At 39.9% G+C, this 18,028-nt stretch carries 15 protein-coding genes; 11 read left to right on the top strand and 4 right to left on the bottom strand.

The features are described from left to right. The first annotated feature begins 143 nt into the window (after nucleotides 1-143). Genes gpmM through GQR45_RS03375 form a run of 4 tightly spaced genes read left to right on the top strand, consistent with a single transcriptional unit; the run spans nucleotide 144 to nucleotide 4,942 of the window. Nucleotides 144-1,688, top strand: a complete 1,545-nt coding sequence (gpmM, locus tag GQR45_RS03390; protein ID WP_007582830.1) for a 2,3-bisphosphoglycerate-independent phosphoglycerate mutase — start codon at nucleotides 144-146, stop codon at nucleotides 1,686-1,688. Between the two features lie 3 nt (nucleotides 1,689-1,691). Further along, nucleotides 1,692-2,831 carry a peptidoglycan DD-metalloendopeptidase family protein gene (locus tag GQR45_RS03385; protein ID WP_007582832.1) on the top strand — a complete coding sequence of 380 codons (1,140 nt, stop codon included), beginning with the start codon at nucleotides 1,692-1,694 and terminating at the stop codon, nucleotides 2,829-2,831. A 34-nt stretch (nucleotides 2,832-2,865) separates the two neighbouring features. Further along, nucleotides 2,866-4,131 (top strand): S41 family peptidase, encoded by a 1,266-nt coding sequence (locus GQR45_RS03380; RefSeq protein ID WP_165725131.1) that lies wholly within the window; start codon nucleotides 2,866-2,868, stop codon nucleotides 4,129-4,131. A 49-nt stretch (nucleotides 4,132-4,180) separates the two neighbouring features. After that, a complete protein-coding gene (locus GQR45_RS03375; RefSeq protein WP_024590613.1) occupies nucleotides 4,181-4,942 on the top strand; it encodes a divergent polysaccharide deacetylase family protein in 762 nt (253 codons plus the stop codon). A 342-nt stretch (nucleotides 4,943-5,284) separates the two neighbouring features. Here GQR45_RS03375 and rpoH read toward each other — a convergent pair whose 3' ends face one another. From rpoH to ftsY, 4 genes are all read right to left on the bottom strand, one after another. Further along, entirely contained in the window at nucleotides 5,285-6,148 is an 864-nt protein-coding gene (gene rpoH, locus GQR45_RS03370; protein ID WP_007582838.1) for an RNA polymerase sigma factor RpoH, read from the bottom strand. 314 nt (nucleotides 6,149-6,462) lie between these two features. Then, nucleotides 6,463-7,449 (bottom strand): permease-like cell division protein FtsX, encoded by a 987-nt coding sequence (ftsX, locus tag GQR45_RS03365; protein WP_007582840.1) that lies wholly within the window; start codon nucleotides 7,447-7,449, stop codon nucleotides 6,463-6,465. Then, nucleotides 7,446-8,123 carry a cell division ATP-binding protein FtsE gene (ftsE, locus tag GQR45_RS03360; RefSeq protein ID WP_007582842.1) on the bottom strand — a complete coding sequence of 226 codons (678 nt, stop codon included), beginning with the start codon at nucleotides 8,121-8,123 and terminating at the stop codon, nucleotides 7,446-7,448. Before ftsE ends, ftsX begins: the two co-directional genes overlap by 4 nt. 87 nt (nucleotides 8,124-8,210) lie before the next feature. Then, complete coding sequence (gene ftsY, locus GQR45_RS03355) at nucleotides 8,211-10,208, bottom strand: signal recognition particle-docking protein FtsY (protein WP_165725130.1); 1,998 nt, start codon at nucleotides 10,206-10,208, stop codon at nucleotides 8,211-8,213. Nucleotides 10,209-10,415: 207 nt separating this feature from the next. Between ftsY and rsmD the strand changes: the two genes are divergently transcribed. From rsmD to dusB, 7 genes are all read left to right on the top strand, one after another. Next, the gene (rsmD, locus tag GQR45_RS03350; protein WP_165725129.1) at nucleotides 10,416-11,021 is read left to right on the top strand and encodes a 16S rRNA (guanine(966)-N(2))-methyltransferase RsmD; all 606 of its coding nucleotides are present in this window, start codon (nucleotides 10,416-10,418) and stop codon (nucleotides 11,019-11,021) included. 145 nt (nucleotides 11,022-11,166) lie between these two features. Next, on the top strand, nucleotides 11,167-11,382 hold the full coding sequence (rpsU, locus tag GQR45_RS03345; protein WP_002957797.1) for a 30S ribosomal protein S21: 216 nt from the start codon (nucleotides 11,167-11,169) through the stop codon (nucleotides 11,380-11,382). A 19-nt stretch (nucleotides 11,383-11,401) separates the two neighbouring features. Next, nucleotides 11,402-11,848 (top strand): GatB/YqeY domain-containing protein, encoded by a 447-nt coding sequence (locus GQR45_RS03340; protein WP_007586535.1) that lies wholly within the window; start codon nucleotides 11,402-11,404, stop codon nucleotides 11,846-11,848. Between the two features lie 245 nt (nucleotides 11,849-12,093). Next, nucleotides 12,094-13,845, top strand: coding sequence for a DNA primase (gene dnaG / locus GQR45_RS03335; RefSeq protein WP_007586534.1), 1,752 nt, complete (start codon nucleotides 12,094-12,096; stop codon nucleotides 13,843-13,845). 124 nt (nucleotides 13,846-13,969) lie between these two features. Beyond that, complete coding sequence (gene rpoD / locus GQR45_RS03330) at nucleotides 13,970-15,817, top strand: RNA polymerase sigma factor RpoD (protein ID WP_007586533.1); 1,848 nt, start codon at nucleotides 13,970-13,972, stop codon at nucleotides 15,815-15,817. A gap of 67 nt (nucleotides 15,818-15,884) precedes the next feature. Next, nucleotides 15,885-16,766 (top strand): 50S ribosomal protein L11 methyltransferase, encoded by an 882-nt coding sequence (prmA, locus tag GQR45_RS03325; protein WP_024590609.1) that lies wholly within the window; start codon nucleotides 15,885-15,887, stop codon nucleotides 16,764-16,766. 281 nt (nucleotides 16,767-17,047) lie between these two features. Further along, the gene (gene dusB / locus GQR45_RS03320; RefSeq protein ID WP_346774190.1) at nucleotides 17,048-18,019 is read left to right on the top strand and encodes a tRNA dihydrouridine synthase DusB; all 972 of its coding nucleotides are present in this window, start codon (nucleotides 17,048-17,050) and stop codon (nucleotides 18,017-18,019) included. The last annotated feature ends 9 nt before the right edge of the window (nucleotides 18,020-18,028 follow it).

Raw genomic sequence — 18,028 nt, 5'->3', positions numbered from 1 at the left:
AGTCAATGAGGTATAAGTGAAAAAATTTAATATCTTGTTTTCAATGCTGATCCTAGCTTAAAAACACGGTATGCTAAAACCACGCTAATAAACCTTTTAGGTGCACAGTATCCATCAACAGATACTAATTTTCAGGAGCTATTATGACAGAGCATAAAAAACCACTGGTATTAATGATTTTAGACGGTTGGGGATACCGCGAAGATACGCAAAGTAATGCTATTCTTGCAGCTAACACACCGGTATTAGACAATTTATGGGCCACACGGCCACACACATTAATATCAGCTTCGGGTTTAGATGTTGGTCTTCCTGATGGTCAAATGGGTAACTCAGAAGTTGGCCATGTGAACTTAGGTGCTGGTCGCATTGTTTATCAAGATTTTACCCGTATCACTAAAGCAATTAACGATGGCGAATTTGATTCAACCCCAGCCTTAGTTGAAAACATAGATAAAGCGGTAAGTGCAGGAAAAGCAGTTCACATAATGGGTCTTTTAAGCCCAGGTGGTGTGCATAGCCATGAAGACCACATAGTTGCTAGCATAAAACTTGCTGCAAAACGTGGCGCTAAAGAAGTTTACTTTCATGGCTTTTTAGATGGCCGCGATACACCTCCACGTAGTGCTAAAGCGTCAATCGAACGTATTGAAGCGTTATTTAGCGAACTTAAATGCGGTCGTTTGGCGTCACTTATTGGCCGCTACTACGCAATGGACAGAGACAACCGTTGGAACCGCGTAGAAAAAGCTTACAACGTAATTGCATTAGCTGAAGGTGACTTTAATTTTGATAACGGCGTAGAGGCACTTAATGCAGCGTACGAGCGCGACGAAAACGACGAATTTGTGGCCGCTACAACCATTACACCAACAGGCGCCGCTCCTGCTTCAATAAACGATGGCGACACTCTAATTTTTGCCAACTTTAGAGCAGATAGAGCCCGCGAAATTACTCGCGCTTTTGTTGAGCCTGATTTTGATGGATTCGCAAGAAAAAGAACGCCAGAGCTTAGTGCATTTGTAATGATGACAGAGTATGCAGCCGATATAGATGCACCTATTGCCTTTGGTTCAACACCGTTAGTAAACGTACTTGGTGAGTGGTTTGAAAAAAATAACAAAACACAGCTTCGCATTTCAGAAACTGAAAAGTACGCACACGTTACGTTTTTCTTTAGTGGCGGGCGCGAAAGTGAATTTAAAGGAGAAACACGCGAGCTAATTCCTTCGCCGCAAGTTGCAACCTACGACTTACAACCTGAAATGAACTCAGAAATGCTAACCGACAAACTAGTAGCAGCAATTAAAAGCGGTAAATACGATGCTATTATTTGTAACTACCCTAACGGCGATATGGTTGGTCACTCTGGTGTATTTGAAGCTGCTGTTAAAGCTTGTGAAGCTGTAGATAGCTGTATCGGACGTGTTGTTGATGCACTTGAAGAGTTTGGTGGTGAAGCACTAATAACAGCCGATCATGGTAATGCTGAGCAGATGGCTGATCTTAAAACAGGCCAAGCGCATACTGCCCACACTAGTGAACCGGTACATTTTATATATGTTGGTCGCGATGCAGAGCCTATGCAAGGTAAAGCATTAAGCGATGTAGCCCCTACAATGCTTCACTTAATGGGCATGGAGCAACCAAGCGAAATGACTGGTACGCCTATCATGATGTTGAAATAACACATGAATAGACGTATTAACCGGTTAATTAAGTGCGGTTTAATACTAACTTCATTAGTGACTGCATCTGCAGTTGCTAATGAGGATCGTACTAAAAAAGACTTATCAGAAGTTCAAAATGCACTTGAGCAAAGCCAAGCTGAGTATAACGCCCAAAGAAAAAAAATAGCGTCGCTACAAAAAAACCTAAAAAGCCATGAACTCGATATAGCTAAAAATGCTAAAGCACTTAACATGGCAGAACAATCAGTAAAAGAAACTAAAACACAGCAAAAAGAGCTACAAAATAAAGCCGATGAGCTCGATAAAAAGCACACTCAATTTCAGAAAATTTTAGCCGCGCAACTTAAAAGCGCCTATATGGCCGGTGGCGACGACTACTCTAAAATGCTGTTAAATCAAGAAGACACTGCAAAATTTGAGCGCACACTTAGTTATTACAACTACTTAAATAAAGCCCGTATTGAACAAATTGAAGATCTAAAAGACCTTCAAAAGCAAATAGTACAAAACCAAAAAGAGCTTGTTAAAACACAAGAAAAACTAGCGCTTTTATTTGATGAGCAAAAAAGACGTCAAACTGCATTGCTTAATGCACAAAGTGAACGCCAAGCTAATCTTAAAAATTTACAAGCTCAGCTCAACAGCACCAAAAGTTCAATAAACTATTTAAAAGAAAACCAACAAACTTTGGTAGCAACAATTGAAGAGCTCGAAAAAGAAAAAACACAGAAAATTGAATTACTGGGCCTAAATGAAAACAAAGGTAAATTGGACTGGCCGAGCAAAGGCAAGTTAGAGCACACATTCGGCCAACGTAAACATGGTGGTATTGATTGGAAAGGCGTATTAATTGGTGCAAAAGAAGGCACTAATATTAATAGCGTACATAACGGCCAAGTTGTATTTGCCGATTGGCTAAAGGGCTATGGTTGGGTAATTGTTGTAGACCATGGTGAAGGTTTTATGAGCCTATATGGTCATGCCCAAACACTGCTAAGAGATGTAGGCGACATGGTACGCGAAGGCGAAACCCTTGCTTTAGTTGGCCAAAGCGGCGGACAAGCTAGTTCTGGTCTATACTTTGAAATACGCCACAAAGGACGCGCAGTAAATCCTGTAAAATGGTGCAAACGCATTTAATTAAATAAATCGCTGCACCGCTCTGGAGCAGCTGATGACAACTAAAAAAACTGCAGTAATTACCATTGTTCAAAAAAATACAGGCTTTTATATAAGTCTGTATTTACTTGTATTACTAACCTTAATCGCTTTTTCTAGTAACGTACTAGCAAGCTCGATTAAAGATCTTAAAAGACAACAAATAGACGAAATACTCTTTAACATCCATGCCTACTACGTTGAAGATCTCACCTTACAAAATAGCCACCACATTAAATATAATAGCCAACAGTTTGAGCGCTTATATTCAAAGCTCGACTCTTACTCTAAGTACTTAAATGAGCACGAACTAACCTCATTATTTGATAACACAAACGGGCGCTATACAGGTATTGGTATTGAGGTTAAAAATATCGACGAGAATATGACTATTGTTAATGTGGTTAATAACTCCCCCGCAAAAGCAGCGGGTATTTTGCCAAGCGATATTATTGTAAGTGTAAACAACCAAGCAGCCCAAAACCGTACAATCGATGAAGTAGCAACACTAATAAGAGACAGTAAATTTTCAAATATAGAGCTAATTATAAGTCGTGATAACAATAAAAACCCACTCACGTTTCATGTAGCACGCCGCCAAATAAACCTCGAAAGCGTAACAAGCGAACTTCTAGATTTTGGTACTGGTTATATAGCTATCAATAATTTTTCTAACCACACATTGAATGAGGTTGCTCTGCAAGTTGCTGCCCTGCAAAGCCACTTTGGTTACCCACTTAAAGGCTTAGTAATTGATTTACGTGATAACCCAGGGGGTACATTACAAAGCGCAGTAGCGGTATCAGACCTATTTTTACAAAGTGGCACTATAGTGACTACTAAAGGACGTTTTTACGATGCCAACCAAGCATTTTATGCAAAGCGTGGAGACATTCTAAAAAATGCCCCCATTGTTGTGCTTATAAATGAAAACTCAGCCTCTGCAGCCGAAATACTTGCAGCAGCACTTAAAGATAATAAACGAGCAACCGTTGTTGGCAGTCAGTCTTTTGGGAAGGGTTCTGTACAATCGCTCATTCCTCTAGGTGACGGCAACACTGCATTAAAACTCACCACAGCTAAATACTTTACGCCGCTAGGTAAATCGATTGATGGAATAGGAATAACCCCAGATATGGCGGTTAATCAAACAAACCTTTCACAAAGTAATAAAGCCGTTATAATAAAAAATGAACACACTAACAGTAACGCGCAATTACTTACTGGTAACTTAGCCGACTTACAGTTAGTTAAAGCAAAACAATTACTCAGCATGCAGTAACTTGTATAAGCTGTTAAACAAAGCTAAAAAGATAATAAAAACTATAAACGTGAAAATAATAAAATGGCTAATATTAGCTATTTGTTTTAGCTCAGCAACAATTAGCGCTAAACAAATAGCAATAGTGATAGACGATATAGGCTATCATCAACGGGACTTAGAATTCCTTTCCTTACCAGGGCAATTGTCGTATTCAATTTTGCCCCACACCCCTTATTCGCAAATTTTTGCAACGCTTGCTAGTCAATCAAATAAAGAGTTATTACTTCATGTACCTATGCAGGCACTTAACGGTAAAGAACTCGGACCTGGCGCGCTTACTTTAAACATGAATAAAGAGCAGCTTCAGCAAACTCTAGGAACCGCTCTCGCTAGTTTACCGCAAGTTAAAGGCGTTAATAACCACATGGGCTCAGCGCTTACGCAGCAAAGCCAAGCTATGAAGTGGACAATGGAGGTGCTCAAAAAGCGCCATTTATATTTTTTAGATAGCCGCACAACCGATCTAAGCCAAGCACAAAACGCTGCTAACTTTTTAGGTGTTGCCAATATTAGTCGCCAAGTGTTCTTAGACAATATAACTACACCAGAACAACTCCAGCTAAGGCTTGAAGAATTAAAACAACTAGCCACTACTCATAGCTTTGCCATTGCAATTGCTCACCCCTATCCAGAAACAATTGATTTCTTGCGTGAAGCGTTACCCCAGTTAATAGATCAAGGCTTTGAACTCGTGCCGGTTTCGCAGCTGGTTGAGCGTAAATACATTCAGTTGGCGCAGGCTGAGGGTAAAGGGATTAGTGCTCGGTGATATAATCTTTAAATAAGGCTATATCCGAATGATAAACTAACCATTCGATAATACAGAGTATCGGTATTATACCAATCTGCTTAATTAAGTGATCTATTTTGAGGGCGGAAAAACGAGTTGATAGCCAGGCAAAAAAACTGCTATTTAGTTGTTCTAATTGAGAATTTTTTAACGCAGGTAGCGACACGCTTAGCCCTGCAAAATGATTAAGTATTATTGCGGATTGGTACTACTTAATTGGATATTTTATCGTTGGGTTTCGCTTCTCTCAAACCAACCTACGCGAAAGCAAAAAGCCCCGCATTTTAATGCAGGGCTTTTAAATTTGCTGCTTGAGCAATATTAGCTCATAGCACTTTGTAATTTTTTCATCGCTGTTTTTTCAAGCTGGCGAACGCGTTCAGCAGATACACTGTACTTTTGTGCAAGCTCTTGAAGAGTCGCCTTATCATCCGACAACCAACGTGCGCTAACAATATCTTGTGAACGTTCGTCTAGTGTTTTAAGTGCGCTAAATAAACGAGTATGCGCTTGCTCCTTCCACTGCTCTTGTTCAACGTCGTCAGCTAAATCAGCTGCGCCATCTGTTAAATATTGTACTGGAGAGTACGTGCTTGTTGGTGCGTCGTCGTTATCGTCGCCCGTTAGGTCAAAGCCCATGTCTTGGCCGCTCATGCGCGATTCCATTTCACGTACTTCTTTTTCACTCACACCTAGCTCGCTAGCAACGGTACTAACCTCAGCTTGATTAAACCAACCTAAACGCTTTTTGTTTTTACGAAGATTAAAAAACAATTTACGTTGCGCTTTAGTGGTTGCAACTTTAACTATGCGCCAATTTTTAAGCACAAACTCGTGAATTTCGGCTTTAATCCAATGCACTGCAAACGATACTAAACGCACACCCACTGTAGGGTCAAAACGTTTAACCGCTTTCATCAGGCCTATATTACCTTCTTGAATAAGGTCAGCTTGTGGTAAGCCGTATCCCGAGTAGCCTTTAGCAATATGTGCTACAAAGCGTAAATGCGACATAATGAGTTGCTTGGCAGCACTAAGATCACCTTCTTCCTGAAGCTTTTTAGCAAGTTCTTGCTCTTGTTCAACTTTAAGCATAGGAATAGTGCTTACCGCTTGAAGGTAACCGTCCATGCTTGCGCTTTGTTGTCCGACTGTAAGTGCCATTGCGTATAAATCTTTACTCATTTTTCACCTCGGTGATAAACATTTGAAACTATCTTAGCACTCTTTCTTTAAGAGTGCTAACCCCAATTTAAAACTTTTTTAAAGTATAAATCAAGCAGTTTTTAGTATGTGTTTAGTCTACTACAAGCGACTGAATAAGTGATGAATTGAGGGGCAGCAGCAGGTTAACCTCGCTGCATCACCTTATTTACAACTCATTACTTCATGGGAGGATAGTACATAAATATGACAGTTTTAATAACAGGAGGTACAACCCAGTTCGGTACGATACGCATATCAAGCTGGGTTGGTTCACTTATAGTTTGCAGGATTGTTTATACTTTATCGGGTTCTATTTCTTTAATATATCGATTTACAGAAAGGTACGAGCCTACAAATCCTAAGCTTGTTGCAAGTAACACTAAAAAGCCGAGCTCATTAAGCGATAATCCAATTAACGAGAAGCTTGTTTGATACACCCCCGCTACACTGCTCACAGCGCTTGAAAGCCACCACATCATTAGTCCTACGCATATAAAGGCAAATAAACCACCTATTACACCATACCAAATACCGGTCCACAAAAATGGGGCATGTATAAAGGTGTTAGTTGCGCCGACTAGCTTCATTACTTGTATTTCTTCTTTTTTATCCATGATCGACAAACGGATGGTGTTACCAATAATAAGCGTCACTGAGGTAAGCAGTAATAATGCGATGGTTATTACACTTTCTTTCAGTAAATCTAGTAATGCATTTAAACGCTCTAGCCACGCTATATCGAGCTTACCAAAATCAACTTCACGTTCACTTTCTAATTTAGTTAGCAGTACTTTAGCTGCATTTGGGTGTCTGTGACGTTTTGTAGGAGTAACAAGTACCACATCAGGTAATGGGTTTTTATCTAAGTACTCTAAAGCTTGCCCAAAGCCAGATACGTCTTTAAATTCAGTTAATGCTTTTTGCTTTGATATAAATTCAACGCTTTCCACTTCTGGATAAAGTGCTAAACGCTTTACTAATGTTTGCGTTTCTTGCTCGTTCATACTTTCTTTTACAAACAACGATATTTCACTCGCTTCTTCAAAACCACTACTTACTTGCTGGACGTTTTTAACAACGAGATAAAGTGTTGCAGGTAACGTTAGGCTCAAACCAAGTACAGCAATAGTCATCATAGATGCAAGCGGCGTACGCCACATTTCACCTAAGCTATGAACACCTTGGCGAAAAATATTAATAATGAAAAAATAACCGCCAGCTAATACTGATTTTTTTTGCTTGTCGTTACTATTTTGACGACTTTTAAAAAGTAAACTCATAGTGCTCCCTCAGCGAGCGGATCTTGAAGCATGCGGCCATCTTTTAAGGTTAGACTGCGGTACTTCATACGTGCAACCAAACCTAAGTCATGCGTCGCTATAAGAACAGTGGTGCCGTGTTTATTAAAGTCCTCAAACAGCTTTAGGATTTCCATTGAAAGCTCAGGGTCTAGGTTACCTGTAGGCTCATCGGCTAACAGAATTGGCGGGGAATTTACGATTGCTCTGGCAATACCAACACGTTGCTGCTCGCCTCCAGAGAGCATAGACGGATGACATTTTATTTTGTCTATCAGGCCTACTTTATCAAGCGCACCATGAACACGTTTAGCTATTTGCTTATGGTGAGTACCCTCAATAATAAGAGGCAGTGCCACGTTATCAAAAATAGTATAGCGCTCTAGTAAACGGTGGTTTTGAAAAATAATACCTATATCACGGCGAGCATAAGGAATTTGACGCGAGTTTACTTTATTTAAATCAACACCGTTGATAAATACACTGCCTGCCGATGGACGTTCCATTAAGCTAATTAACTTAAGCAACGTACTTTTACCCGCACCACTGTGGCCGGTTAAAAAGGCAAGTTCACCCGGTTTAACATGAAAATTAACTTTTTCGAGGGCGCGGTGCCCTCCAGGATAAGTCTTACTTACTTGCTGAAAATTTATCATCTTTTTATTATGCCAATTCAATTAGTTTACTAATAAAATTGGTATTCCTCGCAATTAAAAAGGGAGCAAGCTCCCTCTTTTGGTAAATTAAACGTCGTCCTCATCTTGGCTAAATAACGCATCAATAAAGTCATCGCTTTTAAAAGCGCGTAAATCATCAATACCTTCACCAACACCAATGTAACGAATTGGAATATTAAACTTATCTGCAACCGCAAAAATAACACCACCCTTTGCAGTTCCATCAAGTTTTGAAAGCGTAATACCAGTTAAGCCAACGCATTGATTAAATAAGTTCACTTGGCTAATTGCATTTTGACCTGTGCCAGCATCAATGGTTAACATCACTTCGTGCGGCGCATCAGGATCAATTTTTTTCATAACACGAGCTATTTTTTCAAGCTCTTGCATTAAGTTATCTTTATTTTGCAAGCGACCCGCTGTATCTGCAATTAACACATCTATATTACGTGCTTTTGCAGCTTGGAATGCATCAAAAACAACCGATGCACTATCTGCACCCGTATGCTGTGCAATAACAGGAATGCTGTTACGTTCACCCCAAACCTGAAGTTGCTCAACAGCAGCCGCTCTAAACGTATCGCCAGCAGCCAGCATAACCGACTTACCTTCGCTTTGAAATTGCTTAGCCATCTTACCAATAGTCGTTGTTTTACCAACGCCATTTACGCCCACCATTAAAATAACAAATGGCTTTTTATCTTTGGTAATTACTAAAGGCTGTTCAGCCGTTTTTAGCATCGCCGCCATTTCTTGTTTCATTAACTCATAAAGCGCATCACCATCTTTTAACTGCTTACGGTTTGCAGCATCAGTTAAGCTATCAATCAACTTCATGGTGGTATCAACGCCTAAATCGGCGGTGAGCAGCTGTGTTTCAAGATCTTCAAATAATTCGTCATCTATTTTTTTACCACTAAAAATAGATGCAAAACCAGAACCTATATTAACGCGAGTTTTTAACAAGCCCTTTTTAAGACGAGAGAAAAACCCTTCTTTTTTCGGCTTTTCTGCTTTTTTAGCTTCTTCAATTGCAAGCTCTGCTGTTATACGTTCTTGTTCTAAACGCTCGTTTTCTGCTTTTCCCGCTGCAATGCGCTCTTGCTCTAAACGTTCATTTTCTGCTTTTTCCGCAGTAATGCGTTCTTGCTCTAAACGCTCGCTTTCTACTTTTTCAGCAGCAGTACGTACTTGCTCTAGACGTTCGCTTTCTGCTTTATCAGCTGCAATGCGTTCTTGCTCTAAACGCATTTGCGCTTCTTGTTCTGCTAAACGTTTTGCTTGATCTTGTCTTTGTGCTTCAGCATCTGCTTGTTCTTTTGCTAATAACTCAGCATTCGCTTGCTCTATTGCAAGCTTTTCAGCTTTTACAGCTTCATCCTTTTTTTCAAGGCGTATTTGCTCTAGTCGCTCAGCCTCTACTTTTTCTGCAGCCAATCGCTCTTGCTCTAAGCGCATCTGCGTTTCTTGATCGGCTAAACGTTGTGCATATTCTTGTCTTTGCGCTTCTGCATCAGCTTGTTGTTTTGCAAGCAATTCAGCATTGGCCTGCTCAATGGCAATCTTTTCTGCGTTTTCAGCACGCTCTTGCTCTAAACGTTTTGCTTCAATTTGTTCAGAAGCAATACGCTCCTGCTCTAAGCGCTCTGTTTCGGCCTCTGCTTTTAAACGTTCAGCTTCAGCTTGCTCCTGTGCTAGCTTTTCTTGCTCTAAACGTTTAGCTTCAATTTGTTCAGCAGCAATACGCTCCTGCTCTAAGCGCTCTGTTTCGGCTTCTGCTTTTAAACGTTCAGCTTCAGCTTGCTCCTGTGCTAGCTTTTCTTGCTCTAAACGTTTGGCTTCAATTTGTTCAGCAGCAATACGCTCTAGCTCTAAACGCTCTGTTTCCGCCTCGGCTCGTAAACGTTCAACTTCAGCTTGCTGTGCAAGCTTTTCTTGCTCTAGCTTCTGCGCTTCTTCTTGCGCTAATGCTTGTTGTTTATCAGCGGCTGCTTTTTGCTCTGCTTCTTTTTTATCTGACTTGCCAAAACCGAGCCACGACATGAATTTACTTTTTTTTGTCATACTTGCTAATAACCACTTATAAAAATCTGATAAACTAAAATTTGAAATAGCTTGGCAATGCCCAGCAATAGTTGCTAATAAATACAACCATTCAAAACGTAAGTGTTCAATAGTAACACTTTTAATACGGTTGAAAAATGAAGCTACACGTAATCACCCATAATATTATCTGAGCTAGATACCATATACCATTTTTTAGTGAGCTAAATGAGAAAAAAAACAACGCAAAATAAAGCTACTAACAAGCCCAGTGATGGCTTTATTAGAGTGATTAGTGGCCAATTTCGAGGCCGAAAACTCCCTGTTAAAAATGTAGAAGGCTTAAGACCTACTACCGATCGAATTAAAGAAACTGTATTTAATTGGCTAATGCAAGATACGCGTGACACAAATGTACTTGATTGTTTTGCAGGTTCTGGTGGGTTAGGATTTGAAGCGCTATCTCGATTTGCTAAAAACGCCACATTTATCGAGCTCGACTCGTCAGCTGCCAAGCAATTAGAACAAAACATTAGCACTTTAAAACTCGACAACGCATACGTTAAACATACTAATTCACTCTCCTTTTTAGAGCAAAAAAACACAAACGAAGCGTTTAATCTTGTATTTGTTGACCCACCATTTCGTAAAGATTTAGCGCAAACAACCTGCGATTTATTAGAAAAAAACCAATGGTTAAGCGATGATGCATTAATTTATGTTGAAGTAGAAACAGAGTTAACCACCTTCAATAACCCGAGCAACTGGTTGTTAATTAAAGAAAAAAAGGCAGGCCAAGTGTTTTGCAAACTCTACCAGCGCCAAGCAAATTAATACTGTTTTACATGATGCGTTTCTGTTAATATTGTCCTTTACATGTGGTGTTGCTTCGGATTACAATACCGCACCATTTTTGAACCACTTGATCAATGTTTGATCAACTTGAGCAACGCTCATAATTTAGGTAGGTGAATTTTTAATGCCAGTAATTAAAGTAAGAGAGAACGAACCGTTTGACGTAGCACTTCGTCGCTTCAAGCGTTCATGTGAAAAAGCAGGAATCCTTTCAGAAGTTCGTCGTCGCGAGCACTATGAAAAGCCAACAGCTGAGCGTAAGCGTAAAAAAGCTGCTGCAGTAAAACGTCACATGAAAAAACTTTCTCGTGATAACGCACGTCGCGTTAAATTATACTAATATATTAGGTCTTGTATAAATGAGCCTTTTAATAACGCTAAAAGATGCGCAAAAAGATGCGATGAGAGCTAAAGACAAACAACGTCTTAACCCTATTCGTATGGTACTTGCTGCAATCAAGCAACGTGAAATTGACGAGCGCATAGAACTAGACGACGCAGGTATTACCTCCGTTATAGTGAAGCTTGTTAAACAACGTCGTGACTCTTACACTCAGTACAAAGATGCTGGGCGTGATGATTTAGCTGATATTGAAGCCAATGAAATAGTGGCACTTGAAACTTTCTTACCTCAAAAATTGAGTGAAGAAGAAATCATTGCTCTCATTGATGCGGCTATTGCTGATACTAACGCAGCAGGTATGCAAGACATGGGTAAAGTAATGGGTATAATCAAAAGCAAAGCCGAAGGTCGTGCCGATATGGGCAAAATCTCTGGTTTAATTAAGCAACGATTAACTGCCTAATACTCCCACATACATTAAAGTATGATTGAAGTGAACCGAGCCTTGCGCTCGGTTTCTTTGTTTTTAACTTTAATAAAAAAATACACCTACTAGGTTACTTTAAAATGAAATTTTTTATAGCTTCCCTATTTATTTTGTTATCATTTTGGTAAGTTAAAGCACGCTATACTTTGCATCAAGCAAGTATAAAAAAGTAAATTTCATATTCGTTATTCTTCTTATTATTTCAGGACTGTATTTTACTAATGGCTGGAAAGATCCCACGTAACTTTATAGACGATTTACTTGCCAGAACCGATATTGTCGACCTGATAGACTCAAAAGTAGGTCTAAAAAAAGCAGGTAAGGATTATCAAGCTTGTTGCCCATTCCATAACGAAAAATCGCCCTCATTTACCGTATCGCAAGACAAACAGTTTTATCATTGCTTTGGTTGTGGCGCTAATGGTAATGCTATTTCGTTTGTAATGGAGTATGAAAAGCTTGAGTTTGTAGATGCTATTGAAGAAATAGCAAGCATGCTTAACTTAGAAGTACCTCGAGAACAAGGCACAAACTCAGCACCAGAACGTACTGCTGCGCAAAAGCGCTCTGATTACGATTTAATGCTTCATACTGCGCGCTTTTATCAGCACCAATTAAAACACCACAGTAATTCTGCCGCCGTTATTGAATATGTAAAAGGCCGTGGTTTAAGTGGTGAGACAGTTAAAAAGTTTATGATTGGCTACGCCCCCAGCGAATGGGATGGATTATGTCTTCAGCTTGGCCGTAATAAAGAACAAAAAGAGCAATTAGTTGAATTAAAGCTAGCTTCAGAAAAAACACCGGGCAGACAATTTGATTTTTTCCGCGACCGATTAATGTTCCCTATTCGCGATAAACGCGGACGCGTTATTGCATTTGGTGGGCGTGTAATGCAAGCCGACCAAGGGCCAAAATATTTAAACTCGCCAGAGACCCGAATTTTTCATAAAGGCTTTGAGCTTTACGGACTTTATGAAGCAAAGCAAGCCCATAAAAAACTTGAGCATGTAATGGTTGTGGAAGGTTACATGGATGTTGTTGCCTTAGCCGAGCAAGGGATTGAATATGCCGTTGCATCACTAGGTACCGCAACAACAAGCGAGCACATGCATACGCTGTTTAGAACAACAGATAAAGTAATCTGTTGTTACGATGGCGACAGAGCTGGCCGTGATGCAGCTTGGAGGGCGCTTGAAAACGCACTTCCTTATTTAAATGACGGTAAAGCACTGCAATTTACTTTTTTACCCGATGGCGAAGACCCTGACTCTCTTGTACAAAAAGAAGGTAAGGAGCAATTCGAATTGCGCCTAAGCCAAGCAGATGACTTTACCAAAGTATTGTTTAATAAATTAAGCCAAGAAGTTGATTTAACACTCGACTCAGGAAAAGCTAAATTACTCAGTGCAGCACTTCCACTCATTGAAAAAATCCCAAGTGAATTTTATCAAGAAAACATTCTTGAACAGTTAGGGCGTTTAATCGGAAGAACACGTGAGCAATTAAATAACCGTTTAAAAACGCCAAAGCAACAGCATTCGATTGAACGTAAGTTTAAAATAACACCAATGCGTCAAGCGATTGGTATTTTAATTCAACATCCTAATTTGGCTAAAAATGTGCCATATTTGCCTGAACTCGCACAAATGAATATTGCTGGTATAGGGCTATTATTACGCTTACAAGAGCAAGCTTTAGAAAAAGAAAGCATTACCACAGCGCAACTACTCGAATTTTTTAGAGGAACTGAAGATTACGAGCCCTTAATCAAGCTTGCAACGTGGCAACACGACATAAATGAAGAGCGTTTAGAGACGGTTTTTAAAAATACTTTCAAGTTTATTGAAGATCAGTGTTTAAATTATCGACTCGAGACCCTATTAATAAAGGACAAGACTCAAGGCCTTAGTAGCGACGAAAGACTTGAGTGTCATTTGTTAATGACAGCGTTAAAAGCCACTAACAGCTAGTCAAAATTGATTTAAACTGTTATACTGTGCTATTCACTGCGTCACATTATTCTAGTTAGCTTTAATGCAAACTACATGATGGCGCCTGTTGTATCAACTTATCAGAGTGGAAGAAACAATCTCTATGGATCCAACTCCTCAGTCACAATTAAAACTTCTGATTCAAAAAGGTAAAGAGCAAGGCTACTTAACTTTTGCAGAAGTAAATGATCACCTTCCACAAGACATTATAGACTCAGATCAAGTAGAAGATATCATAAGCATGATTAATGATATGGGTATCAAGGTTAGCGAAAACGCGCCTGATGCTGATGAATTAATGATGCAAGAAACAACGACAGACGAAGACGCAGCTGAAGCTGCCGCTGCAGCCCTTGCGACTGTAGAAAAAGAAATCGGCCGTACAACGGATCCGGTTCGCATGTACATGCGTGAAATGGGTACTGTTGAACTTCTTACACGTGAAGGCGAAATTGTAATCGCTAAACGTATCGAAGAAGGCATTAACCAAGTACAGATTTCTGTTGCAGAGTACCCTGAAGCAATCACTTACCTGCTAGAGCAGTGGGATAAGTTTGAAGCTGAAGAAATGCGTTTAAGCGATATCATCGTTGGATTTATCGATCCTAATGAAGATACAGCGCCAATTTCAGCAACTAATATCGGTTCAGAATTAAGTGCTAAGCAACTTGATGACGATAAAGATGACAAAGATGATGCTGATAGCGATGACGAAGATGAAGAAGAAGTAGACACAGGGCCAGATCCTGAAGAAGCGCGCATTCATTTTGAAAATTTACGTGATTTATACAATAAAGCACGTGATACGTTTGAAGCTAAAGGTCGTTCGCATCCTGAATCACAAGCCGCCATTTTTGAAATTGGTGAGCTTTTCAGAACCTTTAAATTAATACCTAAACAGTTTGACCGCATGGTAAATAACATGCGTGAAATGATGGATCGTGTTCGCGTTCAAGAACGTCTAATCATGAAACAAGCTGTACAAATTGCTAAATTACCGAAGAAAACATTCGTTAAGCATTTTGCTAATAACGAAACTGACGCTTCGTGGGTAGATTTAGAAATTTCAGGTAACGAAAAGTATTCAGCTAAACTTGAAGAAGTTAAGCCAGAAATCATTCGTAGCATTAATAAACTATCTGTTATTGAACAAACAACAGGTTTAAGCATTGAGCGTATTAAAGACATTAACCGTCGAATGAGCATTGGTGAAGCGAAAGCACGCCGTGCGAAAAAAGAAATGGTTGAAGCTAACTTACGTCTTGTAATCTCAATTGCTAAAAAATATACAAACCGTGGCTTACAATTCTTGGATTTAATTCAAGAAGGTAACATTGGTCTGATGAAAGCAGTTGATAAGTTTGAATATCGCCGTGGTTATAAGTTCTCTACTTATGCTACGTGGTGGATACGTCAAGCAATCACTCGCTCTATTGCTGACCAAGCAAGAACAATCCGTATTCCAGTACATATGATTGAAACGATTAATAAACTTAACCGTATTTCTCGTCAAATGTTACAAGAAATGGGTCGTGAGCCAAATCCAGAAGAATTAGCAGAACGCATGATGATGCCTGAGGATAAAATCCGTAAGGTACTTAAGATTGCTAAAGAGCCAATTTCAATGGAAACACCAATCGGTGATGATGAAGATTCTCACTTAGGTGACTTTATCGAAGATACAACTATTGATTCGCCAATCGATTCGGCAACAATGGAGTCTCTTCGTGGCGCAACTAACGATGTACTTGCAGGCCTAACAGCCCGTGAAGCTAAAGTACTACGTATGCGTTTTGGTATTGATATGAATACCGACCACACCTTAGAAGAAGTAGGTAAACAGTTTGACGTAACACGTGAACGTATTCGTCAAATAGAAGCGAAAGCGCTGCGTAAATTACGCCACCCTTCTCGCTCAGATTTACTGAAAAGCTTTTTAGACGCTAAATAATTTAGCGCTACTATATAAACTAAAAAGGCCGCTATAGCGGCCTTTTTTCTATTTGAAGGAAATAATCATGGCTTGGATCCAAATTCGTATTAACGCCAATGCTGCAACAGCAGATGCAGTAAGTGACCTATTAATGGAAGCGGGTAGTGCTTCAGTAACCTTTATTGACGCAAAAGACACCCCTATTTACGAACCCAAAATTGGCACCGTTGTATTTTGGGCTGATACAACAGTAATTGGCTTGTTTGAAGCTAATCACGATATGAATGCAGTCGTTGCGTTATTGAAACGCCATGATGAACTAAAAGACAATTTAGTATACAAAATAGAGCAGCTTGAGGATAAAGACTGGGAACGTGAATGGATGGATAACTTTCACCCTATTCAATTTGGTGAAAGGCTATGGATTTGTCCAAGCTGGCGCGACATTCCAGATCCTGATGCAGTAAATGTACTGCTTGACCCTGGCCTTGCTTTTGGTACGGGCACACATGCAACAACGGCCTTATGTCTTAAGTGGTTAGAAAGCCAAGATCTAACAGGTAAAACGGTTGTTGATTTTGGTTGTGGCTCAGGCATTTTAGGTATTGCAGCTATAAAACTAGGCGCAGAGCGCATGATTGGGATTGATATTGATCCTCAAGCGCTTGAGGCAAGCTTAGATAATGCTAACCGTAATGGCGTTGCAGACAAACTTGAAGTATACCTTCCAGAAAACCAACCTGAGTTTACCGCCGACATAGTAGTGGCAAATATATTAGCCCAGCCACTTCGCGAATTGCACAGTGTAATTTTAGGTTTATTAAAGCCTGGTGGAAAAATTGCCATGTCGGGTATTTTAGAAGAACAAGCACAATCAGTTGCTGATATTTATGCACCGTTTATTGAACTAGATGACATTGCCGTTGAAGGTGATTGGACTCGAGTAAGTGGCACTAAAAAAGCGTAATAAACTGCACAACCAAATTTAGAGCATTAACTCAAAACCTGCATGTAAAGCCTGTATTTAACAGGCTTTACTATTTTTTTACATATTAAAAGTTTTCTGATTATTGTGTAAAAAATAAAACTTGTATAAATTTCAAACAAATCAACCTACTTGTCATGTGGTTATCAAATGTCAATACGAAAAGGGCAAAAAAAAGTTACTTTTGTTCAATTTATAGCCTTTGATTTTTGTGAAAAAAACCGTAAACTTAGCGCCCCTTGAAAAGAGGCCTATTGAATATAGTGCGTATCGGTAAATACCAACTTGAGAATAATGTAATTGTCGCGCCAATGGCTGGCATTACAGACAGACCATTTAGACAACTTTGCCGTCGTTTAGGCGCAGGGCTAGCTGTTTCTGAAATGCTATCGTCTAATCCTAAGGTTTGGAAAACGGAAAAGTCGATGAACCGTATGGATCACAGCGGTGAGTCGGGTATACGCGCTGTGCAAATTGCAGGAGCAGATCCTGAGCTTATGGCGCAGGCCGCACAATTCAATGTTGCTAACGGTGCACAGATCATAGATATCAATATGGGGTGCCCAGCAAAAAAAGTGAACAAGAAACTCGCAGGCTCTGCCTTATTACAGTTTCCTGAACTTGTGGAAGAGATTATTGATGCAGTCGTTAATGCTGTTGATATACCTGTGACACTTAAAATCCGTACAGGATGGGATCCGGATAACCGTAATGGTGTAGAGATTGCGAGAATAGCTGAACGTTATGGCATTGCATCACTTGCTGTACATGGGCGTACGCGCGCATGTATGTACAAAGGTGATGCTGAGTACGCCACGATTAGGGATATAAAACGTTCAGTGTCGATTCCTGTTGTTGCCAATGGTGATATTACATCACCAGAAAAAGCAAAACAGGTTTTAGACTATACGGGTGCAGATGCCATTATGATTGGCCGAGCCGCCCAAGGTCGCCCTTGGATATTTAGGGAGATAGACCACTATTTGCGAACTGGGGAACACTTACAGCCGCCTGCTATTGCAGAGGTGCGCAGTATTTTAATGGAGCATTTAACAAACCTCCATCTGTTTTACGGTGAGCCAATGGGAGCGCGAATTGCTCGCAAACATGTATCTTGGTATTTGCAAACCCATGACAGTGATGGTCAGTTTAGGCGAGTATTTAATGCGCTCGACAACCCACAAGTACAAGTCGTCGCATTAGAGCAATACTTTAAAACACTAGCAGCTAACTAAGAAAGAAAG

The sequence above is a fragment of the Pseudoalteromonas sp. SA25 genome (genome assembly GCF_011378705.1).
GTDB classification, from domain to species: domain Bacteria; phylum Pseudomonadota; class Gammaproteobacteria; order Enterobacterales; family Alteromonadaceae; genus Pseudoalteromonas; species Pseudoalteromonas arctica.
The sequence above is the reverse complement of the archived record's forward strand: the minus strand, read 5'-3'. Positions and strand labels throughout refer to the sequence as shown.